Origin of the sequence: uncultured Spongiibacter sp. (assembly GCF_964011655.1) — a bacterium.
GTDB classification, from domain to species: domain Bacteria; phylum Pseudomonadota; class Gammaproteobacteria; order Pseudomonadales; family Spongiibacteraceae; genus Spongiibacter; species Spongiibacter marinus.
The window spans coordinates 56,449-80,654 of the sequence record NZ_CAXGPO010000006.1; the positions used below are offsets into that span (position 1 = coordinate 56,449).

Consider the following 24,206-nt stretch of genomic DNA (forward strand, 5'->3'; position numbering starts at 1 on the left):
TACGAGTAAGGTCGCCGCAGGCATTGTGGCCTACCTGGCGACCAATTGTAGCGAAAATAAAGCGCTTCTGACTTGCAAGCTGCTGAATAAAAGCAGATTAAATGGGCTGCGGCGGTCGCCTTTTTGCTCCTCATGCGGCGTGTTAGCAGGTGGTTGTCGTAGAGTTTGCTTGTCGCGAATGGCGCCCACTTATGCTTTGCGGTCAGGTAAAGAGCGATGCCAGGGTAGAGAGGTTAGACCTTGTTTTGATTTTTTCGGTACTGGCCGGGAGACTGGCCGTGCCAGCGCCGAAAGGCGCGGGTGAAGCTTGCTGTATCCAGGTATCCGAGCTGGGCGGCGAGTTCTTCCAGCGTCATCAGGGAGTTTTTTAGCAGTTGCTCGGCGAGTGAACGTCGCTCGTCATCAACCAGTTGCCGGAAGCTGGTGTTCTCCTCTTCTAGGCGACGACGGAGGCTGCGCGGTGAGATCGCCAGTGCTGCCGCCGTGTCTTCCAGTGTTGCGCTTAGCCCGAGTTGACAGAGGATCTGGCGACGGACTTGTCCGGCGGTTCCGGTTTCTTGCCGACGTGCCAATTGCGTGCGGCACTGGTCTTCCAGCATTCTCACCAGGTGCGGGTCGTAAGTGGGAAGCGGTCGGTCGGCGTCTTCCGGGGCGATTAACACGGCGGTTCGCGGTGCAGCGAAATGTGGGTTCCAGGCAGCTAAGGTCTCGCTTTTCTCAAGCTCCGCGGTTTGCAATAAGTCCAGCTCCACGGCTTGCACGCTAATGCCTGACAAACCGAGTTCACGCAGTAAATTGAGCGCAGTTGCCAAATCGCGAAGTTTCAGAAATTCCCTGAGCTCGAGTGGGATGGTATCGCCGTTGAGTACAACGCCGAAATGCGTGTCGTTGTCGATCAGGCTCAGTTGGCAGTAGGCAGTGCTTAGCGGCAGATAGCGCATGGCATGTTGCACCGCGTCTCGCAGGCTGCGGCAGGTGCGAAGCGTGAAGCCCCATAAGCCGAAAGTGGCGATGTTGTAGCGCAGGCCCAGTTCAAACCCGATGGCGGGGCTGCCGCCAAGGGCATGCATCACATTCGCGATGACCTGCATTTCCTGCTCGCGGGTAATCAGGCTTTCTGTTTCGGCAAGGTCACTGCCGGAAATACCGGTGTTTAGCAGGCAGCATTGTTGGCTAACGCCGCGCTCGGCTGCAAAGTTCACCATGACCTGGGCCATGGTAATTGGGTGAAGAATATCCGCGTTCATCGCCCGGCCAGCTCCGTCTGCCGCGCCAGCCGGCACGTAATGTGTGGTGGTCTGCTATGCCCTGATGACGGCCAGAAATGCCCTTCTGGTTGAGCGACGCTGTCTGTAGTGTGCTGGCCTGTCATCAATGCTCGGAGAATAATCGGTGGAAAAGAATCATAGCACAGCTAATCGGCGGGCTATTGTGGTGGCCAAGCGCTACATGGGAGAGTTTGCCTGGCCAACGGTGCTACTCACTATGTTAGTTGTCGGTGCTTTTATTGCTAACTTGGCACTGTTCATCGCCGGTGTGGTGCCGTGGTGGCTGGCGACGCTGGTGTATGCCGCGCTCACCTACATGGCGTACACGCCTTTGCACGAAGCCACCCACGCGAATATTCATGGTGATCATGCATCGTTGAAATGGCTGAACGATGCCTGTGGGTTTGTTGTTGCCCCCATTATTATGATCCCTTACGCATCGCACACGGTGGAGCACTTTACCCATCACCGCTATACCAATCAGCAGGGTAAGGACCCGGACTATATGCTCCACAAAATGGGCGACGGGTGGTGGGCCTTTCTGGTGACGGGCCTGCGGTTTTTTTGGCTGCAAAACCGCTTCCTTTATGCGACCCGCTGGCACAAGGTGTCTGGCCGCGAGCGGTTGATTTATTTGGGTGAAATTGCGTTTTCTGTGAGCTGGCGTATCGCCTTGGTGGCGTGGGTGGCCACGCCGGCGATTGTTGCATTATTGATCGTGGGCTACTTCCTTGGTGGCTTCTTTACGGCCTACTGGTTTGCGTATCGTCCGCACCTGCCTTACCGCGACGCTGAACGCTACCGCAATACCTGCAGTATGATCATGCCGCGTTGGATGAAGCCATTTGAATGGTTCTGGCTGGGACAAAACCTGCACTCCATTCACCACCTCTTTCCCCGCGTGCCGTTTTATCGCTATCACGCTGTTCACAGGGAAATCGAGCCGATTTTGCGCGCAGAGCAAACGCCGATTATCGGTATTTTTAGCCGCGAACCTGTGGAGCCTTGATGGGCACGGTGGCAAATGCCTGGGTCTGCGGCTGGGTACAGAAGCCTGTGGCTTATTGGCCCGGAAGGGCCTTTAGTTGCTCTAGCAGCTGCCGGTTGATGGGTATGGCAATACCGTGTTGCTCTGCCACGCGACAGAGGTAGCCCGTGATGTAGTCGATCTCACTGCGGCGACCGGACTCGATGTCTTGTAACATCGATGAGCGGTTGAGGGCGGTATTTGCGACGACGTCCAAGACTTGCTCTCGCAGGCCGTCAAAGACATCGCCGAGTTGCAAATGCGGCGCCAGGCAGAGCGCCTCGTCGATGACGCCGTGCAGTTGCTGAAGCGCCTGAGGATTGTCCAACAGCTCGCCGTTGCGGCAGCGATACAGCGCCGTTAAGGGGTTGATGGCGCAGTTGATAATGAGCTTGCGCCACAGGGCTTGCTCGATGTTCGGGTCGGGGGTAACAACGAGCGGCCCGACGCTGAGTTCCCTCGCCAGGGCTTTATCATTTGAGCCGCCGCCAAGCAGCGTGCGACCGCGACCCGCGTGCACGACCTGAAAAGGAGCGGGGCGAAATGCTCCTTCCGTGGTGACGGCGTGATAGCACTGCAGGTCGGGCCGAAGTTTGAGCAATTCTTCGCGCACGCCCAGGCCATTTTGAAGCAGTACCACGCAGGCACCCGAGGCCAAGCGAGGGCTGATAGACGCGACGGCTGACGAGCTGTCTGGTGCTTTGGTGGTAAGGAGTAAACGCGCTATCGGCGGGCCGTTTTGTTCGCATGACTCTGCCGCCAGTGGCAGCAGTTCAGCACTCCCTGCCAGAGTCGCGAGAATTCCCCCTGCCATTTTAAACTGCGAAAGTCGTTCGTCGCTGCGTAGCAGCAATGTGGTTGGCAGGTCATGTTTAACGGCGTAGCTGGCCCACAGGCTGCCTATCGCGCCTGCGCCAAGTATGTGCCAATGTGAGCGGTGTGAGGTCATGGTGGCAGCTTACGTGATGGCCGCGGTGTGGAGCAACGGTGCTGTTTGCGCGCGTCAGCCCTTGTTACACTTGTGCCCGTTCATTTGTATAGGAAGAACCTGAATGCCGTCGTTTGATATCGTGTCTGAAGTGGATTTGCACACCTTTACCAATGCCCTTGATCAGGCCAACCGCCAGTTGGATACCCGCTTTGATTTTCGCGGTGTTGAAGCCAGCTTCGAGCGCGACGGGCTCAATGCCACGGTGTTGGCGGAGGCGGAGTTTCAGCTGACTCAGATGGAAGACATACTGCGCAGCACCCTGATAAAGAACAAGATCGACCCGAAGGCGATGGAACTGGGCGACATGGAAGGCTACGGCAAGCAAGTGCGGCAACGGGTGACCATGAAAAATGGTTTGGAGTCGGATCTGTGCCGCAAGATCGTCAAGCTGATCAAAGACAGCAAGCTGAAAGTGCAAAGCCAAATTCAGGGTGATCAGGTGAGAGTCACCGGTAAAAAACGCGACGACCTCCAGCAGGTAATGGCGCTGTTGCGCGATGCTGATCTAGAGCAGCCCCTGCAATTCAATAATTTTCGCGATTGATTGCACCGACTCCGGCCTCTGGGCCGCAGCCCAATTAAGGATAGGCAATAATGCAGCCCCAGCCGTCACCGGACGTCACCGACCTGCCATGGTATCGATCCATATTTACGCAGCAGATGTTTATCTGCGTGCTTACTGGGTTGGCCTCGGGTTTGCCGTTGTATTTCCTCATTCAACTGGTGCCAGCGTGGCTGCGCAGCGAGGGAGTAGGGCTAACCGAGATCGGCTTATTTGCCCTGGTGGGCTTCCCGTATAACTGGAAGTTTGTATGGGCGCCGTTGATGGACCGCTATGTGCCGCCGTTTTTGGGCCGCCGGCGCGGGTGGATGTTGATCACGCAAATCGCTCTCATGCTGTCCATGGCGGCACTGGGTTTTATTGACCCGACGATGTCTGTCGGGCTGGTTGCCTACGTGGCGGCGGGGGTCGCTTTTTTTAGCGCCAGCCAGGATGTTGTGCTGGACGCGTATCGCCGTGAGCTTCTGAAGGACGAGGAGCTGGGGCTGGGCAACGCGATACATGTGCAGGCCTACCGCTTGGCCGGTTTGGTGCCGGGTTCTCTCGGGGTGATCATGGGGGACTACTTCCCCTGGAGCACGGTGTTCATGGTGATGGCCGGCTTCATGCTCATCGGTGTTGCGATGACCTTCTGGGTAAGCGAGGCCGGTGATGACAGCGCGGCGCCTCTTACCCTGCGCGCGGCAGTGGTCGAGCCATTTAAGGAGTTTGTGCAGCGCAACGGGCTGGGCAGTGCCTTGTGGCTGCTGACCTTCCTGTTTCTGTACAAGCTCGGTGACAATATGGCCACCGCGCTGTCGTCGCCTTTTTACTTGGATATCGGTTTTAGCCTCACGGAAATTGGTACGATCGCTAAAACGGCCTCGCTGACGGCCGCGATTATTGGCGGCCTGGTGGGCGGCGTGATAATGATTCGGCTGGGCATCAATCGCGCGCTTTGGCTATTTGGTGTGGTGCAACTGCTGAGCATCTTTGGCTTTGCGGCATTGGCTGAAATCGGGCCGAACCGCCTGGCGCTGACCCTAGTGATTGTATTTGAGTACCTCGGGGTGGGTTTAGGCACCGCCGCCTTTACCGCCTTTATCGCCAGGGCAACAACACCGGCCTATGCGGCCACACAGTTTGCCTTGTTCACCGCGCTGGCGGCACTGCCGCGCACCTTTGCCAATGCCACCACTGGCGCCATTGTTGAAGTGGTCGGTTGGACGAATTTCTATTTGCTCTGCGCTGCATTGGCGATCCCAGGCATGTTGATGCTGGTTAAGGTTGCGCCGTGGTCGGCAGAGCGCTAGTGTTGATCCGGCCACCGGCATCGCTGCCACGCGATTTTGCCGTCGGGTGAGGCGCTGCCTTCATCAATCAGCCGTGAGAGCTGTCGACGATAAGCCTCGGAATTGTGTGGGAAACTGATTTTGCCTTGTGCATTGATAACGCGGTGCCAAGGCAGGGTGTTCTGGTCGGGAAGTTGGCTGAGCTGGCGCCCAACCCAGCGGGCCCGGCCGGGCAGTCCTGCTTGGCGGGCGAGCTCGCCGTAGCTGCATAAGCGGCCAGGAGGAATCTGACTCAGCGCCAGCAGTAGCTGACGCCGAGCTTGGTCGGAAGGCTTATTCGTCAAGGTTGCGAATACGCTCCCAGTAGTCTTCGTAGAAGAAGTCGACCTTTCCGGTTTCCAGCGAGTACTCTGCGCCCACGACCATTAGCTTCCCTTCGCTAATCAGCTGTTCCAATGTGGATGAGCCGCTGCAAAGGTGCTCTACCGAGGTCCGTACATTGGCGCGTACCGCCTGCTTAACCAGTTCCTCTGGGTTGTCTTTTAACTCGGTGACTAGCAGCGTTTCCACGGCTGGGCGCACGCGCTTAACAATGGAGTGTAGGGCGGAGGTGGGGATTTTGGAGTTGCCACTCAGTGCGTCTACCGTGGCTTTGACAGCGCCACAGCGCGAGTGACCCAGCACCACAACCAATGGCGTGCCAAAGTTGAGGGCGGCAAATTCAACACTGCCGATGCCCGACGGGGCTACAACATTGCCGGCTACGCGAATAACAAACAGATCGCCCAGAGTTTGGTCAAACACCATCTCAGCGGGAACCCGCGCATCGGAGCAACCCAAAATGATGGCGAAGGGGCTTTGCTCCTCAACCAACTCGGGTTTTTTATTCGATATGTAGTCTTTGTTTTCAGCCAGCTTTTCAACAAAGCGGGTATTGCCTTCTTTTAAACGCGCAAGCGCTTCCTGAGCATTGATCATTATCTACCTTTATATGTGTTTTCTGTCGAGTGTTACAGCCAATCGCTGATCAGCACGCCAAAACCGACGCTCTGCAGCGAGTTATTGTATTCGATCAGGCTTTCGCCATAACCATTAAAGTATTTTACATAAGCTTTGATCTTGGAACTAATCGGAAAGCTCCAACCGATTTCCACTGCGCCACGGTTGTCGCTGCGCAAGTTGTTGCGCAGCATCACGCTGAGTGTGCGGTCTTTCCATTGATAGAAGCCCATCCACTCAAAGTGGCCGAGATAAAATTCGATATCGCGGTTATCGTCATCATCGGCGGCCTCGGGGATGCGGTACCAGGGCTTAAAGGTCATGGCGAAGCGGTCGTGCTCAAACACCATATTGAGCATGATGCGATTCCAACTGCGTGACAACGGCTCGCCGCGGCCGTTGGACTGATGGTTAAATATTAGCTGGTTGCCCACATTGCGAACCCCATTCCATTGCCAGTCGTTGCTGTAACTGAGAATGAGCTCGGGCTCGTGGTTGGTCTCGCGAAACGGTGCGGAAAACTCCTTGTTGTAGGCCTGCCAGAAGGAGCGGTTGGTATAGGCGCCGCTGAGAATGCCGCCCCCGAGGATTCCCTTGGCGATGTGTACTTTTACACTGAGCTGAAATTCGACCTCAGTGCTATCAACATTTTCCTCTTTGATCGGCAGCGACGAGCTGTAGTCTGCGGTGTCGTCGCGCCAGGACAGGGGAAGCAAGTAATTGGCGCGGTGAGGGGTGAGTACAAAGGGGTTGTCATCGGTGAAGCGCTCTAGTGCAACACGCTCTTCGACAACGCCCTTGGTTTGTTTGCGAATATGCTCTTCGGCAGCATCGGGGCCTTGAAGGCGCTGTTGGCACTGTTCGCGCAGCTGGCCGAGCGTGATCTCGTCGGAGGCACTCTGAGCGGCCAGCGATAGGCATTCTTCCATATCCATCGCTGGTGTTGGCGCACTCGACGGTGCGGCGTAACTTTTTGAAATATATGGTGTTAGCAGCAGTAATAAGGCGGCGCGAGCGAGGTGCATAGGGCTGAGGTCTCGAAGGTGGTAGAGGTCGCAGTGGCGTTGCTGACATAATAAGTTGTCAGCAAGGCGGGCACTAGGCGCTTTGGTTTTTTTCTTTCCTTGGGGCTAAAGACGGCACCATTTTTGATTCATCAGGTCAGCATAACTATGAGAGTCCTATTTAGTATTTTTGTCATCGCCCCCATCTTGGAAATGTGGCTGCTTATCGAGGTTGGGGGGCTGATCGGTGCCCTGCCTACGATCGCGTGTGTATTGCTAACCGCGTTAATCGGCGCCACATTGCTGCGCCAGCAGGGCGTGTCTACGTTATTGCGTGCGCGCCAGCGCCTGGATCACGGTGAGGTGCCCGCCAGAGAGATACTCGAGGGCCTGATGCTGGCAATCGGCGGCGCATTACTGCTCACACCGGGTTTTATTACTGATGCGGTGGGTTTCGTCTGCCTGATTCGCCCCTTGCGCAACACCGTTATTGACCAGATGCTGCGCCGCGGCGTTATTCAGATGCAAGCCGGTGGCTTCAGCGCCAGTAGCGGCCCGCGCGGCAATTCTTCGGGCGCGGAAGGGCGCCGCGAGCCTGGCCATATCACCATCGAAGGTGAATACCGAAAAGAAGACTAAAAATTTTCACTCTTTGCCCTTGAAAAGCATTTTCTCGCCCCCAGTTACCTGAGCAGCCCACGGTGACTGCATGTCCAGTCTGCGCGATGGGAAACCTGATGATTCCCGATCCGTGTGAAAGGGAGGTCGCCAAGTAGGTAATCACTACCTGGCGGTGCCGGAATGTCCGGTCAAATAAAAATCTGTTCATTGATTTAATGGAGATTGATCAAGATGAAAATTCGTCCCTTATACGACCGTGTAGTGGTTCGTCGTAGCGAAGAGGAGCAGACAAGCGCCGGCGGTATCGTTTTGCCCGGTTCTGCCAAAGAGAAGCCGAATCAAGGCGAAGTATTGGCTGTAGGCGAGGGAAAATTGCTGGAAAACGGTGAGTTGCGCCCTGTTGGTGTCAAGGTTGGCGATCGCGTGATCTTCGGTCAGTACTCTGGTAACGCCGTTAAAGTCGACGGTGAAGAGCTGATTGTTCTCGGTGAGTCTGAAATCTTCGGTGTTATCGAAGGCTAATTTCTAGCGCTCAATTGAATCAACGAATTAGTAGGAAGGTAAGACAATCATGGCTAAAGACGTAGTATTTGGTAACGAAGCCCGCCAACGCATGGTGGCTGGCGTTAACACCCTGGCAAACGCGGTTAAGGTAACGCTTGGTCCCAAGGGCCGCAACGTTGTTTTGGACAAATCATTTGGTGCGCCAACCGTAACAAAAGACGGTGTCTCTGTTGCCAAAGAAATCGAGCTTGAAGACAAGCTGGAGAACATGGGTGCCCAGATGGTCAAAGAAGTGGCTTCTAAAGCTTCTGACGACGCGGGTGACGGCACCACCACTGCCACCGTACTGGCCCAGGCCATTGTTAACGAAGGCCTGAAAGCGGTCGCTGCTGGCATGAACCCAATGGACCTGAAGCGCGGCATCGACAAGGCAATCGCGTCAGCAGTTGAAGAAGTTAAGAAGCTGTCTATCCCCTGTGCGGACAGCAAGGCCATCTCTCAGGTTGGCACCATCTCGGCCAACAGCGACAGCCACGTTGGCGCTATCATTGCTGAAGCGATGGAGAAAGTCGGCAAAGAGGGTGTGATCACTGTAGAAGAAGGTCAAGGCCTGGAAAACGAGCTGGATGTTGTTGAAGGTATGCAGTTTGATCGCGGCTACCTGTCTCCTTACTTCGTGAACAACACCGACAACATGTCTGTTGAGCACGACAACCCCTTCATCCTGTTGGTTGACAAGAAAATCTCCAATATTCGCGAGTTGTTGCCGCTGCTGGAGAACGTTGCGAAGGCCAGCCGTCCACTGGTGATTGTTGCTGAAGATGTTGAAGGCGAAGCCCTGGCAACACTGGTTGTGAACACGATGCGCGGCATCGTTAAAGTGGCTGCGTGTAAAGCGCCTGGCTTCGGCGACCGCCGTAAAGCCATGCTGCAAGACATCGCCATCCTGACTGGTGGTACTGTGATCTCTGAAGAAGTTGGCCTCGACCTGGAGCAAGCGACTCTGGAGCACTTGGGTACCGCTAAGCGCGTAACCATGGACAAAGAAAACACCGTGATTGTTGACGGTGCCGGCCAAGCGGGCGATATCGAAGCACGCGTTGCCGAGATTCGCACTCAGATCGAAAACACCAGCTCTGATTACGATCGTGAGAAGCTGCAAGAGCGCGTAGCCAAGCTGGCTGGCGGTGTTGCGGTGATCAAAGTTGGCGCAGCCACTGAGATCGAAATGAAAGAGAAAAAAGCCCGTGTTGAAGATGCGCTGCATGCAACACGCGCGGCAGTTGAAGAAGGCGTTGTACCTGGCGGTGGTGTTGCCCTGGTTCGCGCAATCAGCAACCTGGCTGCAGTAGAAGGCGACAATGAAGACCAGCTGGCGGGTATTAACGCCGCGCTGCGTGCGATGGAAGCTCCTCTGCGTCAGATTGTGACTAACGCGGGTGACGAAGCCTCTGTAGTACTCGACAAAGTGCGCTCTGGCGAAGGTAACTTCGGTTACAACGCTGGCAACGGCACCTACGGTGACATGATGGAAATGGGTATCCTCGACCCAGCCAAAGTGACCCGTACTGCTCTGCAGGCGGCCGGTTCGGTGGCAGGTTTGATCATCACTACTGAGTGCATGATTGCCGACGCACCGAAAGATGAAGCGCCAGCGATGCCTGATATGGGCGGCATGGGCGGCATGGGTGGTATGGGCGGCATGATGTAAGCCCACACATCCATAAAAATGAGAGCCCCGCACCGCGGGGCTTTTTTTTTGCCTGGCCATCCGTGGCAGGACAGGCTTTGCAGCTGAGTTGCCCCTCAGTATTGCGGGAATGTGCCTGTATGGTTGTGTTTTAGCTGAGTTATTGGCGCCATGCTGGCCCCAGGATTTATACTGCGTTATTCGAGCCCGCCACGCGGGTTTTTTCTGGTTATTCGGTGGATTATTTTTGGAGCTATCATCAGTAGTGCCGTGGGGGCGATCCCTGGCGGAATATGCAGCGATGTTTGCGCTGCGAGAGGAAGACCTAGAGCGCAGTATCCTTGGCTGCGGTGACGGCACGGCGAGTTTTAATGCCGAAGTAACGGCGCAGGGCGGTAAAGTGCTGTCGGTCGACCCGATCTATCAGTTCAGCGCCGACGATATCCAGCAGCGTATTCGCCGTGTCTACCCCGGTATGCTCAGCCAATTTGCGCGGCAGGCAGACCAATATGTATGGCGCCACTTTCGCGACCCAGGGCACTTGGGCTCAGTGCGTATGTCGGCGATGAATCGATTTTTGGAAGATTACCCAAGCGGTTTGCAAGCGGGTCGCTATGTTGAGGCCAGTTTGCCTGAGCTGCCGTGTTTTGATGGCGAGTACGACCTGGCCCTTTGTTCACACTTATTATTTCTCTACAGCGAGCACATCGATCTTCAGGCCCATGTTGAGGCAGTGCTTGAGCTGTGCCGTGTTGCCCGTGAGGTGCGTATTTATCCGCTGGTCTCAGTAGATGGTCGTGTGTCGCAGCACCTGCCCGCCGTTGTGCGGGAGCTGGGGGAGCGGGGCTATGATGTTGGCATGGAGCGCGTGGATTACCAATTTCAAAAGGGGGCGAACGATATGCTGTGGGTGAAGTCTGCGTCCGCCGCCGAGGAAAATACTGATGATTGATCTTCCCCGTGGCGTGAGGGTCAGCGATAGCCGTAGCGAATATGGCAGCGAGCAGGCTTTGCCGCTAATCGTTGCAGACACCGCACAATGTCGGGCGGTGTTTGCGCTGCAGGGCGCGCAGTTGTTGTCATTTGCGCCGGTGGGCGAAGAAGACTGGCTGTGGCTGAGCCCCAAGGCGGTTTTTTCCGACGGCGCGGCCATTCGTGGGGGGGTTCCCCTGTGTTTGCCGTGGTTTGGTGTGAATCGTCGCGACGCCACCTTGCCCAAACACGGGTTTGCCAGGCAGCGAGAGTGGCAATTGCTTGAGGCGAGTAGCGACGAGGATGGTTTGGTCCTTCGATTTGCCATCGAGTCTGCACCTGACGAGCAGGCACGCTTTCCCTGGATGTATAGCGCACAGGTGGTGTACCGATTGGGGCGCGAGTTGGCGTGCGAGTTAGTGATTTGCAATCGCAGCCAGCAGAGCCTGCCCTTGAGTTTTGCCATGCACAGCTACTTTGCCGCGGAGACTGCTGCGGCGAGTGTTCAGGGCCTGGGCACGGGCGACTATTTGGACAATGCCCAGGGCTTGGCTAAATGCCGACTTAGCACCGTCCAGCGCTTTGATGGTGAGGTTGATCGCGTATTTGAGCAGGTGGGTGGTGTTCAGGAGTTAGCAACGGGAAAAGGGGCGCTGGCTATTGCGGGGCAGGGGTGCGATACCGTGGTGGTGTGGAACCCGGGTGCAACATTGGCCGAGAAAATGGATGACGTTGCCGAGCACTACAATGAATACATCTGCGTAGAGAGAGGTATGGCTTTCGCCGATGAATTATTACTAGCGCCGGGCGGCTGCCACCGCGCGCACATGCGTATCTGGCGCCCTTAAGTCTGTGGAGTTGCGGCAACTAGGTAAGGGTTTTTACTTATTCAGCTTCAGTTCAGGCGAGGCTAGTAGAGTACAGGTCGGAAAACAAAAAGCAGTTAGCTTTCACAAAAACGAGGAGATTTTATGCGTACCCAGATGATGTTTGTCGCATTGCTTTCAGTGCTGATGGCTGCATGCAGCAGCAGCACTAGTTACCAGCCCGCTGAAGAGCGTGGTGCATACGGCTACACCGAGACCGCTCTAGGCAAGGACCGCTACCGCGTGACTTTCACAGGGAATACTGTGACGGATAAGGAAACGGTTAACGATTACGCACTGCTTCGTGCGGCAGAACTGACTTTGCAGGAAGGTTATGACTGGTTCCAGCTGGTGAATCGCGATACGGAGAGCAAAAGCCGCAGCAGTAGCACTATTTCGGGTGTGAATGAGTTTGGAGGCAGTACTCAGGTATATCGTCGCTGTGGCTTGCTAAGCTGTGACACCGTTGTTGCTCAAACACCCGGGCGTTTAAGTGGTGGTGTTGCATCGACGACCACCCGTACCTCTTATCAGGCGTCTCTGGAAATTAAGATGGGTAATGACCCGATGCCCGACAGCGCAGAGGCCTATAACGCGCAAGAGCTGGCGTCGACCTTGCGCCGCTGGATGGGTACCCAGGAAAAATAAGCGTATTTCGCTATGATAGCGCCGGGGCATGCCCCGGCTTTTTTACGTCTGGCGTCAGTGAAATAGCGAGTATTCGCTTGGAGGGAAGAGATGGCTGAACGGGTTGTGGTACTTGGGGCAAGCCCTAAACCAGAGCGATATTCCTACAAGGCAACACAAATGCTCACCGAGTACGGGCATACGGTTGTACCGGTGAATCCCTATCACCGCGCGGTTGCGGGAATTCACTGCCAGCCTGATATTGCCAGTGTCGACGGACCTGTCGACACCGTCACCGTGTATATGCGTGGCGAGCTACTGGCTCCGCATATGGATGCGCTGATTGGTTTGTCTCCCCGGCGGGTCATTTTCAATCCAGGGAGTGAGGACGAGGGCTTGGCCCGTGAGTTAAGAGCGCGCGGCATTGTTTGCGAGGACGCCTGTACCTTGGTGCTGTTGCGCAGTAAGCAGTTCTAATGAGAGGCGCCTGACTGGTGGGATTTAGGCTGGCGAAAAAAAAGGGGGCGAAAGCCCCCTTTTTAGTACTAAACCACATGGTGTGGTCTCATCGGTATTACACGTACTGAAGCAGTGCAACCATCGCCAAGGCCAGCGCGATGCTGCAATGGACAACGCCTTTGACCGTGGTCATTGGGCCGGTTTTGCCGAACAGGGCGTTCAGTTCGAGGAGCGCGATTAAGCCAAGGCAAATCCACAGGCCGAGGCTCAGGTCGCCGCTTGCTGTTTTACCGACTTGCGCGAGAGCAGCATTGCCGCTGCCGTGGAAAGAGCCCAGCATGCCGATCAGCATGGGTGCTGAGAACAGGGTGTTGGTGCGAGAAGCCAGGCCAGCTTTTGGCGCGGCTTTAGCGGCGTCGCCCGGGGTAATGCCGCAGACAATCTTCTGGTTGGGCCAGATAATCAGCCAGACGTTCAAAAACATCAGGGTGCCCATCAGTGCACCGATGATGATGTAGCCATTCAACCCGCCGCGGCTCATCGTGAAGTGCAGCAAGCCCAGACCCGTCAGGAAGGTGAACATCGCTCCCCAGCGGAACCACCACAGCGCGCGAGGCGCCAGCTTTTGTACGGCGTCTGCCTTGGCAGAGGGCTCTGCCTCCTTGAAGTATTCAGTTTGTACAAAGTTGAAATAGTACAGCAGGCCAATCCAAACGATGCCGAACAGTACGTGCAGCCAGCGCAAGGCCAGATCCGCAGAAATGAACGCGTCCATAAAACCCCTCTCTCATCTTGTTGTCTGTTTTTTTGTCGGGACTCGCAGACTCCGAGGCCCAGGCTGCGCAAGTATAGCAAAGCCGCCGAGGCTGCACAGCGAAACTGCATGCTGGGGCTGGAGGCGAGCGAGGCAGACGTTCATAATGCGCTGACTTACCACGCAGACGCGCGAGCGTAGAGTGGCGCTTTAACTACAATTAATTGGAATACTGAATTGTGAGTACTGATAAACAAGAACCACGATTTTCAATTGCTGTTGACGAGGAAGATGTCGCGCAGCGGGCGGCAGTAAGCTCAAAGGAGCTACCCCCTGCCACTGCGGCGAGTGGCGGAGGTGGTTTCGTCCTGTTTATGTTAACGCTGTTAATTGTTGCGCTGGCGGCCGCCGCCTACTACCTGTTTGATCAACTGACTATTGCTCAGGGTGATTTAAAACATGCCCAGCAGCGCCTGGAAGTGCTGGAGCAGCGCTTATCTTCCGCGGATGAAAGCCTGGAAGAGAACAGCGTGACCACGGCGGTGAAATTAAAAGAGCTGGATTTTGAAATCCGCAAGCTGTGGGACAACGTGTGGAAAAAACAAAAACAAGAGTTGGCTGAGCACGATGCGCAGTTGGCGAAAAATGAAAAGCGACTGGCTGCCATCGAAAGCCGCCACCGCTCTTTAGACGCAAAGCTTAAGAGTGCATTGCAGGGTTATGATGCCGACCGCGAGGCAATGGCGTCAATGTCTGGCAAACTTGACCGCGTCATTGCCCAGTCTGAGGTGAATCGCAAGACGCTGCTCGAGGTGAATAAGCAACTCACTGCGGGCGGCAGTCTGGATGCCCGGGTGAAGGCGGTTGAACGTCGTGTACAGCAGAGTGAAGAATGGCTTGATTCGGTGAACGCCTTCCGCAAACAGGTGAATCGCGATATCGAAGCGCTGCGCCAAACGGTCACGCAATACCACAGCGGCAGTCCCCAGGCCCGCTGACGGCGAGGCCGTAGCTGGTGTATACTTCTGCGCCGATTCCAGCTGTTGCGGCACATGGCTGCAACAGCACAGTGTGATCAGGTGCGGCAACCGTCGCACTTTGGCACCGACACCACAACGTTATCAAGGACCTCGCCCAATGACTGTTATCCGCCAAGATGACCTGATTCAGAGTGTTGCAGATGCGCTGCAATACATCTCCTACTACCACCCGGTTGATTTCATCAAGGCGGTAGACGAAGCCTATCAGCGCGAGCAAAACCCTGCCGCCAAAGACGCGATGGCACAGATTCTGATCAACTCGCGGATGTGTGCAGAGGGGCATCGTCCCATTTGTCAGGACACAGGTATTGTGACGGTGTTTTTGACCGTGGGCATGAATGTGCAGTGGGACGCTGAGATGTCGGTTACCGACATGGTTAATGAAGGCGTTCGCCGTGCCTACAACTTGCCTGATAATGTACTGCGCGCCTCCATTCTTGCCGACCCCGACGGTGCCCGCAGTAACACTAAAGACAATACCCCTGCGGTGATCCACTACGAAATTGTTCCCGGTGATACCGTTGAAGTGCATGTTGCAGCAAAAGGCGGCGGCTCAGAGGCCAAGTCTAAATTTGCCATGCTCAATCCCTCTGATTCTGTGGTGGACTGGGTGTTGAAAATGGTGCCGACAATGGGCGCAGGCTGGTGCCCACCGGGTATGCTGGGCATTGGTATTGGCGGTACTGCCGAGAAGGCGATGCTGTTGGCAAAAGAAGCGCTGCTCGACCCCATCGATATTCACGATCTGCAAAAACGCGGCGCGTCAAACCGCTCGGAAGAGCTGCGTCTGGAGCTGCATGAAAAGGTCAATCAGCTCGGTATTGGTGCCCAGGGCTTGGGCGGCCTGACCACCGTCTTGGATGTTAAGGTTAAAGACTATCCGACCCACGCTGCTAACAAGGCGATTGCCTTGATCCCCAACTGCGCGGCAACCCGCCACGCTCACTTCACCCTGGATGGCAGTGGCGCCGTCGCTCTGACCCCGCCAAAACTCGAAGAGTGGCCAGAGGTAACGCGTCAGTCTGGTGGCGACGTGAAGCGAGTGAACCTGGATACCGTAACGGCCGATGAGATCAAAACCTGGAAGCCCGGCGATACGCTCTTGCTCAACGGTAAGATGCTGACCGGTCGCGACGCTGCGCATAAGAAAATGGTCGATATGCTGAGCAAAGGCGAAACCCTGCCTGTCGACCTGAAGGGCCGCTTCATCTACTACGTTGGCCCCGTTGACCCCGTGCGTGACGAAGTCGTTGGCCCCGCAGGCCCAACCACGGCAACGCGAATGGATAAGTTTACCCGCACCATGCTCGCCGAAACCGGATTAATGGGCATGATCGGTAAGTCCGAGCGCGGCGACGGTGCGATCGACGCCATCAAAGAGTTTGAGGCGGTGTACCTGATGGCCACCGGTGGCGCGGCTTACTTGGTTGCCCAGGCGATTAAAAAGTCTGAAGTGGTGGCCTTCCCTGAATTGGGTATGGAAGCCATTTACGAGTTTACCGTTGAAGATATGCCTGTGACGGTCGCGGTAGATACCGCTGGCGACTCAGTGCATAAGTCAGGCCCGCAAATTTGGAAAGCGAAGATCGAAGCGGAAAATATCAACGTTAGCTAAGTAGGCGGCAGCGCCGTGCTGGCTCTGGGCGACGCCCCGGCCGGTGCATTGGCGCTGCCGTTTTTGTATCTGCTTCACAGGTGGCGAACTGAGTGATGAGTGAGACTTTTTACTGGCACGATTACGAAACCTGGGGAACTCGCCCCGCCCTGGATCGCCCCTCGCAGTTTGCTGGTGTGCGCACCGATGCTGAGCTGAACATTATCGGCGAACCGCTGGTGCAGTTTTGCCGTCCAACTCCCGATTACCTGCCCAATCCCGAGGCCTGCCTGGTTACTGGGATTACCCCGCAACAAGCCTTGGAAGAGGGGCTCAGCGAGGCAGAATTTGTCGCCAACATCCACGCGGAATTGTCTCAGCCTGGCACTTGCACAGTGGGTTATAACAGCATCCGCTTCGATGATGAGGTGACTCGCTTTGCCTTGTATCGAAATTTCTACGACCCCTATGCCAGAGAGTGGCAAAACGGTAACTCTCGCTGGGACCTGATCGATGTCGTTCGGCTGTGCTACGCGCTGCGCCCCGACGGCATTGAGTGGCCCCGGCGCGAGGATGGCTCGCCCAGCTTCCGGCTCGAAGAGCTGACCGCGGCCAATGGCCTGAGTCACGAGTCGGCGCACGACGCGCTCTCGGATGTACTGGCAACGATCGATTTGGCTCGCCTGATCCGTCAAGCCCAGCCCAAGCTCTACGACTATGCCTTGAGCCTGCGGAACAAGCGCACGGTGGCGGCCATGCTCAACACCGACAGCCAAGTGCCGGTGCTGCATGTTTCCGGGCGCCTGCCCGCGGCGCGAGGCTGCTCGGCGTTGATGATGCCGCTGGCACCGCACCCGGTGAACAAGAACAGCGTGATCGTCTATGACTTAAGTGTTGACCCGAGCCCGCTGATTACGCTGGACAGTGACGAGGTTGCACGGCGAATTTTCAGTTCCAGTGACGAGCTGGGTGAGGACACGCCGCGTATTCCGCTCAAGGAAATTCACCTCAATCGCGCACCGATTGTTGCTACCCCTAAATTATTGGACGATGCCAGTGCACAGCGTTTGCAGATCGACTTAGATCAGTGCCGACGGCACTGGTCGATGCTGCGCAAGGCCGAGGGGCTTAATGAAACCCTGGCATCGGTGTATGCCCAGCGTGAATTCAGTGAAAACCCCGACCCGGACACGCAGCTCTATGGCGGCGGCTTTTTTAGTGACGGTGATCGCCAGCAGATGGAGCGCCTGCGAAAAATGCTGCCGGAGGATCTCGCCGGGCAGCATTTTCAATTCAGCGACCGTCGCCTTCCCGAGATGCTGTGGCGCTATCGGGCGCGTAACTTCCCCGAAACCTTATCGGCGGCCGAGCGGCAGCGCTGGCTGGAGTTCTGTCGGCAGCGGCTGCGCCAACCCGGAGAACATCTGCACGGGTTCGACAGCTTTCGCCAGCGGTTAGTGGAGTTGTCCGGCTCCACCGATAACGACTTCCAGCAATTTGTACTGCAGGAGCTCAACGACTACGCCGATGCACTGGAGCAGGAGGGGCTTTGAGTCAGTGGTGGGTGTATATGGTGCGCTGCCGCAGTGGCCGCTTGTATACCGGGATCACCACGGATACCGCGCGGCGTTTTCGCGAGCACTGCGGCGAAGGCGGCAAGGGCGCGCGATTCTTTCGCAGTGACCCCGCCGAGGCCATTGTCTACACCGAACCAGCGGAAAACCGTTCAGTGGCATCGCGCCGTGAAGCGGCGATAAAAAAATTACCGCGTAAACAAAAGTTAGCGTTGGTTGATGCGGCGCTTTTACCTGCCGGGAATACGGGCAATAATGCGCGGCCAGAAGGAGAGGCAAATGGCTGAGCAACAACACAGTGAGCGCGGTACCGCAAAGCTAGGTGTATTAAGGGCGATGCTTGGGTTTTTGAAGCCCTATCGCTGGCAGGTTATCGGTGCCAGCGTGGCTCTGATCTGCACGGCGGGGATCACGCTGTCCATCGGGCAGGGGCTGCGTTTGTTGGTGGATAATGGTTTCTCCAGCAACGCCAGTGAGGCGGCGCTAAACCAGGCCTTGGTGCTGTTTTTCGCACTGGTATTGCTGTTGGCGACCGGCACCTTTGTGCGTTTTTACTTGGTGTCCTGGATTGGCGAGCGCGTTAGTGCAGACCTGCGTAAAGCCGTGTTTGCCCATGTCGTCACCCTGCACCCCGGCTTTTTTGAAAGCCAGCTGAGTGGCGACATTCAATCCCGGATCACCACCGACACCAGCCTTCTGCAAACTGTGATTGGGTCCTCGGTGTCCATCGCCCTGCGCAACGCGCTGATGTTTATCGGCGGTTTAATCTGGCTGTTCATCAGCAACCCGAAACTCACGGGGTTGGTGATGCTGAGTGTGCCACTGGTGATTGTGCCCATCCTGGTATTTGGCCGCCGCGTGCGGCGGCTGTCGCGCAGCAGTCAGGACAAGATCGCCAGTGTCGGCAGCTTTGTGGGCGAGGCAGTTAAAAATATCAAGCTGCTGCAAGCGTTTAACCATCAAACGCTTGATCGCAAAGCCTTTGATGGCCATGTAGAGGTGGCCTTCGATGTTGCCATCGTGCGCATTAAGCAGCGCGCATGGTTGTCGACGGTGGTGATAGTGCTGGTGTTAGGCGCCGTTACCGGCATGCTTTGGGTGGGTGGACACGATGTCCTGGCCGGCCGAATCAGTGGCGGTGAACTGGCGGCGTTTATTTTCTACGCGGTGATGGTAGCTGCCTCCGTCGGTGCCATTTCCGAAGTCTATGGTGACTTACAGCGAGCGGCGGGAGCGACCGAGCGCCTGCTGGAATTGTTGGCGGCAGAGAACCGTATATTGCCGCCAGCAGTCCCGTCGCATTTACCGGTGCCGGTGCGTGGCGATATCGATTTTAGGTCGGTGAGCTTTGCCTATGCCTCGCGGCCGGAACATCCGGCGATAAGCAATGTTAGTTTGCAGGTGCCGGCAGGTAGCAGTTTGGCGCTGGTGGGCAGTTCCGGGGCTGGCAAGTCAACGTTGATTGATTTGTTGTTGCGTTTCTACGATGTGAGTGACGGAGCCATTTGCTTTGACGGCGTCGATATTCGCAATCTCGATCCGGACGAATTACGTGCAAATATCGCGATGGTGCCGCAGCAGCCGGTGCTGTTCACTGGCTCGGTGACCGACAATATTCGCTACGGCCGCCCAGATGCCAGCGATGCGGAGATAGTGTCTGCGGCTAAGGCAGCCTTTGCTCACGAATTTATTGAGCGTTTGCCCGAGGGCTATCAAAGTTTTGTGGGCGAAGGCGGGGTGCGGTTGTCGGGTGGTCAGCGTCAACGCGTCGCGATTGCCAGAGCAATATTGGCAGACCCTAAACTGTTGTTGCTCGACGAGGCGACCAGTGCCCTGGACGCAGAAAGTGAATATCAAGTGCAGCAGGCGCTGGAAAGGTTGATGGAAGGCCGCACGACGGTGGTGATTGCCCATCGCTTGGCAACCGTGATCAATGTCGATCGCATTGCGGTACTCGAGAATGGTGAGCTGGTTGCCAGTGGGCGTCACAGTGAACTTTTGGTGCAGTCACCCCTCTACGCCCGTTGGGCGAGCTTGCAATTTGACGACGCCAATAATCAGGCGGCTTCGGCTGCCAGTGAATCATAGCGGCCGGGCCGCAGTATAAAGGGAGAGCAGTGTTGAAATTTGCCGGTAGTCATATTCTCTCTATCAGTCAGTTTGAGCGCGAAGATATAGAGCGCGTGTTTGCGGTGGCTGATCGCATGGCGCCCTATGCGCACCGCGAACGTATTACCAAGGTGCTCGATGGGGCAATTCTGGGGAATATGTTCTTTGAGCCATCCACACGAACGCGGGTGAGTTTTGGCTGCGCCTTTAACTTACTCGGCGGTGAGGTGCGTGAAACCACGGGCTTTGAAAGCTCGGCCATTGCCAAAGGCGAATCGCTGTACGATACCGCGCGGGTACTCAGTGGTTACAGCGACGTGATCGTCATGCGTCACCCGGCTTCGGGCTCGGTATCGGAGTTTGCGGCGGCCAGCCGCGTGCCGGTGATTAATGGCGGCGATGGCGCCAATGAGCACCCCAGCCAGGCGCTATTGGACCTGTACACTATTCGTAAAGAGTTGCTGCACCAAGGGCGCAGTGATCTGGATGGCTTGCGGATCGCGATGATTGGCGATCTGAAATACGGCCGAACGGTACACTCACTCTGCAAATTGCTGGGCTTGTATAACAATGTCCATATCGTGTTGATTTCGCCGGATGAACTGAAAATGCCCGGTGAAATTGTTGATGCCCTGCGCAGCGCTGGCCACACGGTGATTGAATCCGATGTGATGGAGGGCAGCCTTGCCAAGGTTGATATTGCTTACTCCACTCGCATTCAGGAAGAGCGCTTTGCAAGCAAGGCTGAAGCCGATATGTATCGCGGCCGCTATCGTTTGAATCAGGCAATCTATACTCGCTACTGCGAACCCAATACGGTGATTATGCACCCGCTGCCCCGCGATTCGCGTCAAGAAGCCAACGAGCTGGACAACGACCTGAATGACAACCCTAACCTGGCAATCTTTCGTCAAGCGGACAATGGCGTGCTGGTGCGCATGGCATTGTTTGCGATGATCTTGGACGTCGTCGATCAAGTGGATAAATCGGCGCGGGATGTGAATTGGTACACCGAAAGGCGCTTCTGATGAGCCGTTTTGGTCGCGACGATGTCGAGGTGCTGGAAAAACGCAGCGCCTGGAAAGGTTTCTTTGAAATTCGCCAGCTGCGCCTGCGCCACCGACTGTTTGCCGGCGGCTGGGGCAAGCCGCTTAATCGCGAGCTTTTCGTGCGCGGTGCGGCGGTCGGCATGCTCCCCTATGACCCCGAGCGCGATGAGGTGCTGTTTGTCGAGCAATTCCGTGTTGGTGCCCTCGACAGCGGCGATTCGCCCTGGTTGCAGGAACTCGTGGCGGGAATTATTGATACCGATGAAGCGCCCGAACAGGTCGCGCGGCGCGAAGCGCACGAGGAAGCCGGGTTAACGGTATCTGAGCTGGAACCGATTGCGGAGTATTTTTCCTCGCCCGGCGGCAGCGATGAATATTTTTACCTGTACTGCGGCCGCTGCAATCTGGCGGATGCCGGCGGCCTTCATGGCTTGCCGGGCGAAGGCGAAGACATTCGCGCCAAGGTCTACAGTTTTGACCAGGCGATGCAAATGCTCGCCGACGGCGAGATTAATAACGCCCACGGCCTGATCGCCCTACTGTGGCTGCAGCGTCATCGCCAGCGCCTTCGTGAGGCCTGGCAATGAGTGAGACAGAGGCTCCTCGCGGCGGCGGACTATTGCGCTCCAGTCTGGTGGTGGGCGCCATGACGATGTTGTCGCGGGTGTTGGGTTTGGCGCGCGACGTGGTCATTGCGGTGGTGCTCGGCGCCAGCGCAAACGCCGATGCTTTCTTTGTCGCCTTTAAGATCCCCAATTTTCTACGCCGCTTATTTGCCGAGGGCGCTTTTGCCCAGGCCTTTGTGCCCGTACTGTCAGAATATCGGGAGCAGCGTGACCACGCCGCTGTACGAGACCTGCTCAATCGCGTGGTGGGCGCATTGGGTGGGGTGCTGTTGTGTATTACGATTCTCGCCGTGGTTGCTGCGCCGATGGTGGCGTCGATCTTTGCGCCGGGGTTTCGCGACGATCCGCTGAAGTTTCAGCTGACCACAGAGATGATTCGCATCACCTTTCCGTATTTGATGCTGATTTCACTGACTGGTTTTGCCGGGGCTGTTCTCAACAGTTACGGGCGCTTCGCGGTGCCCGCGTTTACGCCGGTGTTACTCAATGTCTGTTTGATTACCGCTGCCGTGGTGGCCGCGCCATATTTTGCCGAGCCCGCGATGGCGCTGGCCTGGGGTGTGCTCATGGCCGGTTGTGTGCAGTTGTTGTTCCAGCTGCCATTCTTGCAGCGCTTGCACCTGCTGCCAACACCGCAGTGGCGATGGGGCGATGAGGGCGTACAGCGCATTGTGCAGCTTATGCTGCCGGCAATGTTCGGTGTATCGGTTAGCCAGATAAACCTGCTGCTCGATACTGTGCTGGCTTCTTTTCTACCCACTGGCAGTATCTCCTGGCTGTATTACTCCGATCGCTTGGTAGAGCTGCCGCTCGGTGTGTTCGCCATTGCCATCGCGACGGTGATCTTGCCCAAATTGTCTCGCCAGCGAGCCGGTGGCGACGAGCTGGCATTCTCACAGACCCTGGATTGGGCGCTGCGTGGTGTGTTGCTGATGGCGCTTCCTGCGGCGGCGGCGCTGTTGATTCTCGCCGAGCCAATACTGATTACGCTGTTTCAGTACGGAGAGTTGCAAAGCCGCGATGTCGCCATGGCCGCGCTGAGCCTGCGCGCGTACACACTGGGTCTGATCGCCTTTATGTTGATCAAAGTATTAGCGCCCGGATTTTTTGCCTGCCAGGATACTAAGACACCGGTAAAAATCGGCATATACGCGATGGTGGCGAATATGGTGTTTAATATCGCCTTAGTCGTTCCCTTGCATTATTACCTTCAAATTGGCCACGTAGGGCTGGCCCTGGCCACCGCCATGTCGGCGTGGCTCAATGCCATGTTGCTGCTGCGTGGCTTGCTGGCGCGCCAGGTGTATCGCCCCGCGGCAGGCTGGCTGCGATACACGCTACAGCTCTGTGTTCCCGTGGTACTAATGTCGGCGTTGTTGCTGCTGTGCCGCGCGCAAATCAGCGATTGGTCGCTGTGGTCTGCCTGGCAGCGGGCGGCGGTGCTCGGCGGCGTTTGTGCAGCAGGCGGCGTGGCCTACCTGCTGGGTTTGCTGCTTATGGGGCTGCGGCCCGCACAGTTGCGCGGCGGCGCTAACCCGCCGACTTAAGCGTTTTTGTCACGTGGCTGAGTAAGTTATAATCAGCCGCTTTATTACTGCTCGGCGCATTCACTGGCGACTTTGTCGCGGTGCTGACAGCGGGGCGTGCATATGGGGTCGGCCACAGGCATGGAGTTAATCCGCGGATTTCACAATTTCCGCCCGCGTCATCGCGGTTGCGTTGCTACGATTGGCGCTTTTGACGGCGTTCATCGCGGTCACCAGGCGGTGCTGCGGCAGCTGATTGATAAGAGTCGTGAGTACGGCCTGCCCTCAACAGTGGTATTGTTCGAACCCCTGCCGCGAGAATTCCTGGCGCCGGATGCCGCGCCGCCACGGCTGATGTCATTTCGTGAAAAGTTTGAGGCGATTCGCGACCTGGGTATTGATCGTGTGGTTCGCATTCGCTTTAACAACGCGTTGCGCAATATGAGCGCAGACGAGTTTATAACCAGCCTGTTTGTTAAAAATCTGGGTGCGAAATACATCGTTGTTGGTGATGACCTGCGCTTTGGTCGCGACCGAAGCGGTGATTTCGACCTGTTGCGTAAGTACGGCGCTCGCGACGGCTTTGACGTGATGGACACCGCGACCCTACTTCACGAAGGTGAGCGAGTAAGCAGTACGCGGATTCGCGAAGTGCTGGGGCAGGGCGACTTCGCCCTTGCTGAGCATCTGTTGGGCCGCCCTTATAGTATTGCCGGGCGGGTGATTGTCGGTCAGCAACTTGGTCGTACCATTGGCGCGCCGACGGCGAATATCCAATTGCGCCGCCTGCGCTCGCCGCTGTCAGGCGTGTTTGCCGTGCAAGTTGCAGGCGTGTCGGATTCTCTGCTGCCGGCGGTCGCTAACGTTGGGGTTCGCCCAACGGTGGGCGATTTGAGCAAGGCCATACTCGAAGTGCATTTATTGGATTTTGAAGGTGATCTGTATCGCCGCAATATCCGCGTGTTGTTTAGAGAAAAACTGCGCAACGAAATTAAATTTGATGGTATCGACGCCTTGAGCGAGCAAATTTCTCGCGACATCGCACAGGCGCGACGATTCTTCTCCCTTTAACT

25 protein-coding genes are annotated in these 24,206 nt (G+C 56.5%); 19 read left to right on the forward strand and 6 right to left on the reverse strand.

Translation table 11 applies throughout. From position 1 onward, the window contains the following. Positions 1-233: 233 nt before the first annotated feature. On the reverse strand, positions 234-1,247 hold the full coding sequence (locus ABNS66_RS04825) for an AraC family transcriptional regulator (RefSeq protein WP_286839582.1): 1,014 nt from the start codon (positions 1,245-1,247) through the stop codon (positions 234-236). 145 nt (positions 1,248-1,392) lie between these two features. Between ABNS66_RS04825 and ABNS66_RS04830 the strand changes: the two genes are divergently transcribed. Further along, positions 1,393-2,277, forward strand: coding sequence for a fatty acid desaturase (locus ABNS66_RS04830; protein WP_204997428.1), 885 nt, complete (start codon positions 1,393-1,395; stop codon positions 2,275-2,277). Between the two features lie 52 nt (positions 2,278-2,329). On the opposite strand, the gene ABNS66_RS04835 is transcribed toward ABNS66_RS04830, so the two are convergent. Beyond that, positions 2,330-3,244 carry a 2-dehydropantoate 2-reductase gene (locus ABNS66_RS04835; protein ID WP_286839586.1) on the reverse strand — a complete coding sequence of 305 codons (915 nt, stop codon included), beginning with the start codon at positions 3,242-3,244 and terminating at the stop codon, positions 2,330-2,332. A gap of 103 nt (positions 3,245-3,347) precedes the next feature. On the opposite strand from ABNS66_RS04835, the gene ABNS66_RS04840 reads away from it, so the two are divergent. Continuing rightward, positions 3,348-3,830, forward strand: coding sequence for a YajQ family cyclic di-GMP-binding protein (locus ABNS66_RS04840; RefSeq protein ID WP_286839589.1), 483 nt, complete (start codon positions 3,348-3,350; stop codon positions 3,828-3,830). A 50-nt stretch (positions 3,831-3,880) separates the two neighbouring features. After that, positions 3,881-5,140 carry an AmpG family muropeptide MFS transporter gene (locus ABNS66_RS04845; protein ID WP_286839590.1) on the forward strand — a complete coding sequence of 420 codons (1,260 nt, stop codon included), beginning with the start codon at positions 3,881-3,883 and terminating at the stop codon, positions 5,138-5,140. Here the strand turns inward: ABNS66_RS04845 and ABNS66_RS04850 are convergent. The 3 genes from ABNS66_RS04850 to ABNS66_RS04860 are packed head-to-tail and all read right to left on the reverse strand — an operon-like array spanning position 5,137 to position 7,143. Continuing rightward, positions 5,137-5,463, reverse strand: a complete 327-nt coding sequence (locus tag ABNS66_RS04850) for an MGMT family protein (RefSeq protein ID WP_286693905.1) — start codon at positions 5,461-5,463, stop codon at positions 5,137-5,139. The two genes, ABNS66_RS04845 and ABNS66_RS04850, sit on opposite strands and share 4 nt — an antisense overlap. Then, positions 5,453-6,097, reverse strand: coding sequence for a carbonic anhydrase (locus ABNS66_RS04855; protein WP_204997432.1), 645 nt, complete (start codon positions 6,095-6,097; stop codon positions 5,453-5,455). The genes ABNS66_RS04850 and ABNS66_RS04855 overlap by 11 nt, the downstream gene beginning before the upstream one ends. 32 nt (positions 6,098-6,129) lie before the next feature. Continuing rightward, positions 6,130-7,143, reverse strand: coding sequence for a phospholipase A (locus ABNS66_RS04860; protein WP_286839594.1), 1,014 nt, complete (start codon positions 7,141-7,143; stop codon positions 6,130-6,132). A 147-nt stretch (positions 7,144-7,290) separates the two neighbouring features. Here ABNS66_RS04860 and ABNS66_RS04865 point away from each other — a divergent pair, with 147 nt between their 5' ends. The 7 genes from ABNS66_RS04865 to ABNS66_RS04895 all read left to right on the forward strand — a co-directional run bounded on the left by ABNS66_RS04865 (position 7,291) and on the right by ABNS66_RS04895 (position 12,879). Further along, complete coding sequence (locus ABNS66_RS04865; protein ID WP_286839597.1) at positions 7,291-7,761, forward strand: FxsA family protein; 471 nt, start codon at positions 7,291-7,293, stop codon at positions 7,759-7,761. Positions 7,762-7,974: 213 nt separating this feature from the next. Beyond that, entirely contained in the window at positions 7,975-8,265 is a 291-nt protein-coding gene (locus ABNS66_RS04870) for a co-chaperone GroES (RefSeq protein WP_027874494.1), read from the forward strand. Positions 8,266-8,311: 46 nt separating this feature from the next. Beyond that, positions 8,312-9,958: a chaperonin GroEL gene (gene groL / locus ABNS66_RS04875; protein ID WP_204997438.1), complete on the forward strand. Its 1,647-nt coding sequence runs from the start codon at positions 8,312-8,314 to the stop codon at positions 9,956-9,958. A 226-nt stretch (positions 9,959-10,184) separates the two neighbouring features. Then, a complete protein-coding gene (locus ABNS66_RS04880; protein ID WP_239547812.1) occupies positions 10,185-10,889 on the forward strand; it encodes an SAM-dependent methyltransferase in 705 nt (234 codons plus the stop codon). After that, positions 10,882-11,757: a D-hexose-6-phosphate mutarotase gene (locus ABNS66_RS04885; RefSeq protein WP_286839601.1), complete on the forward strand. Its 876-nt coding sequence runs from the start codon at positions 10,882-10,884 to the stop codon at positions 11,755-11,757. Before ABNS66_RS04880 ends, ABNS66_RS04885 begins: the two co-directional genes overlap by 8 nt. 123 nt (positions 11,758-11,880) lie before the next feature. Then, positions 11,881-12,423: a hypothetical protein gene (locus tag ABNS66_RS04890; protein WP_286839604.1), complete on the forward strand. Its 543-nt coding sequence runs from the start codon at positions 11,881-11,883 to the stop codon at positions 12,421-12,423. Between the two features lie 90 nt (positions 12,424-12,513). Then, complete coding sequence (locus tag ABNS66_RS04895; protein ID WP_204996595.1) at positions 12,514-12,879, forward strand: CoA-binding protein; 366 nt, start codon at positions 12,514-12,516, stop codon at positions 12,877-12,879. A gap of 97 nt (positions 12,880-12,976) precedes the next feature. Here ABNS66_RS04895 and ABNS66_RS04900 read toward each other — a convergent pair whose 3' ends face one another. After that, positions 12,977-13,636: a urate hydroxylase PuuD gene (locus ABNS66_RS04900; protein ID WP_027874187.1), complete on the reverse strand. Its 660-nt coding sequence runs from the start codon at positions 13,634-13,636 to the stop codon at positions 12,977-12,979. A gap of 218 nt (positions 13,637-13,854) precedes the next feature. Between ABNS66_RS04900 and ABNS66_RS04905 the strand changes: the two genes are divergently transcribed. The 9 genes from ABNS66_RS04905 (at position 13,855) to ribF (ending at position 24,204) form a co-directional block, all read left to right on the forward strand. Continuing rightward, on the forward strand, positions 13,855-14,613 hold the full coding sequence (locus ABNS66_RS04905) for a hypothetical protein (RefSeq protein ID WP_286839607.1): 759 nt from the start codon (positions 13,855-13,857) through the stop codon (positions 14,611-14,613). Positions 14,614-14,752: 139 nt separating this feature from the next. Continuing rightward, positions 14,753-16,270, forward strand: coding sequence for a fumarate hydratase (locus tag ABNS66_RS04910; protein ID WP_204996597.1), 1,518 nt, complete (start codon positions 14,753-14,755; stop codon positions 16,268-16,270). A gap of 95 nt (positions 16,271-16,365) precedes the next feature. After that, entirely contained in the window at positions 16,366-17,802 is a 1,437-nt protein-coding gene (gene sbcB / locus ABNS66_RS04915) for an exodeoxyribonuclease I (protein WP_286839610.1), read from the forward strand. Next, positions 17,799-18,110 (forward strand): GIY-YIG nuclease family protein, encoded by a 312-nt coding sequence (locus tag ABNS66_RS04920; RefSeq protein ID WP_275587349.1) that lies wholly within the window; start codon positions 17,799-17,801, stop codon positions 18,108-18,110. The genes sbcB and ABNS66_RS04920 overlap by 4 nt, the downstream gene beginning before the upstream one ends. Next, entirely contained in the window at positions 18,103-19,911 is a 1,809-nt protein-coding gene (locus tag ABNS66_RS04925; protein WP_286839613.1) for an ABC transporter transmembrane domain-containing protein, read from the forward strand. Before ABNS66_RS04920 ends, ABNS66_RS04925 begins: the two co-directional genes overlap by 8 nt. A gap of 32 nt (positions 19,912-19,943) precedes the next feature. Next, complete coding sequence (locus ABNS66_RS04930; RefSeq protein WP_286696208.1) at positions 19,944-20,960, forward strand: aspartate carbamoyltransferase; 1,017 nt, start codon at positions 19,944-19,946, stop codon at positions 20,958-20,960. Next, positions 20,960-21,568 (forward strand): NUDIX domain-containing protein, encoded by a 609-nt coding sequence (locus tag ABNS66_RS04935; protein ID WP_286839615.1) that lies wholly within the window; start codon positions 20,960-20,962, stop codon positions 21,566-21,568. Before ABNS66_RS04930 ends, ABNS66_RS04935 begins: the two co-directional genes overlap by 1 nt. After that, complete coding sequence (gene murJ, locus ABNS66_RS04940; protein WP_286839617.1) at positions 21,565-23,154, forward strand: murein biosynthesis integral membrane protein MurJ; 1,590 nt, start codon at positions 21,565-21,567, stop codon at positions 23,152-23,154. Before ABNS66_RS04935 ends, murJ begins: the two co-directional genes overlap by 4 nt. Before the next feature lie 102 nt (positions 23,155-23,256). Continuing rightward, positions 23,257-24,204: a bifunctional riboflavin kinase/FAD synthetase gene (gene ribF, locus ABNS66_RS04945; RefSeq protein ID WP_338061848.1), complete on the forward strand. Its 948-nt coding sequence runs from the start codon at positions 23,257-23,259 to the stop codon at positions 24,202-24,204. Positions 24,205-24,206: the final 2 nt, after the last annotated feature.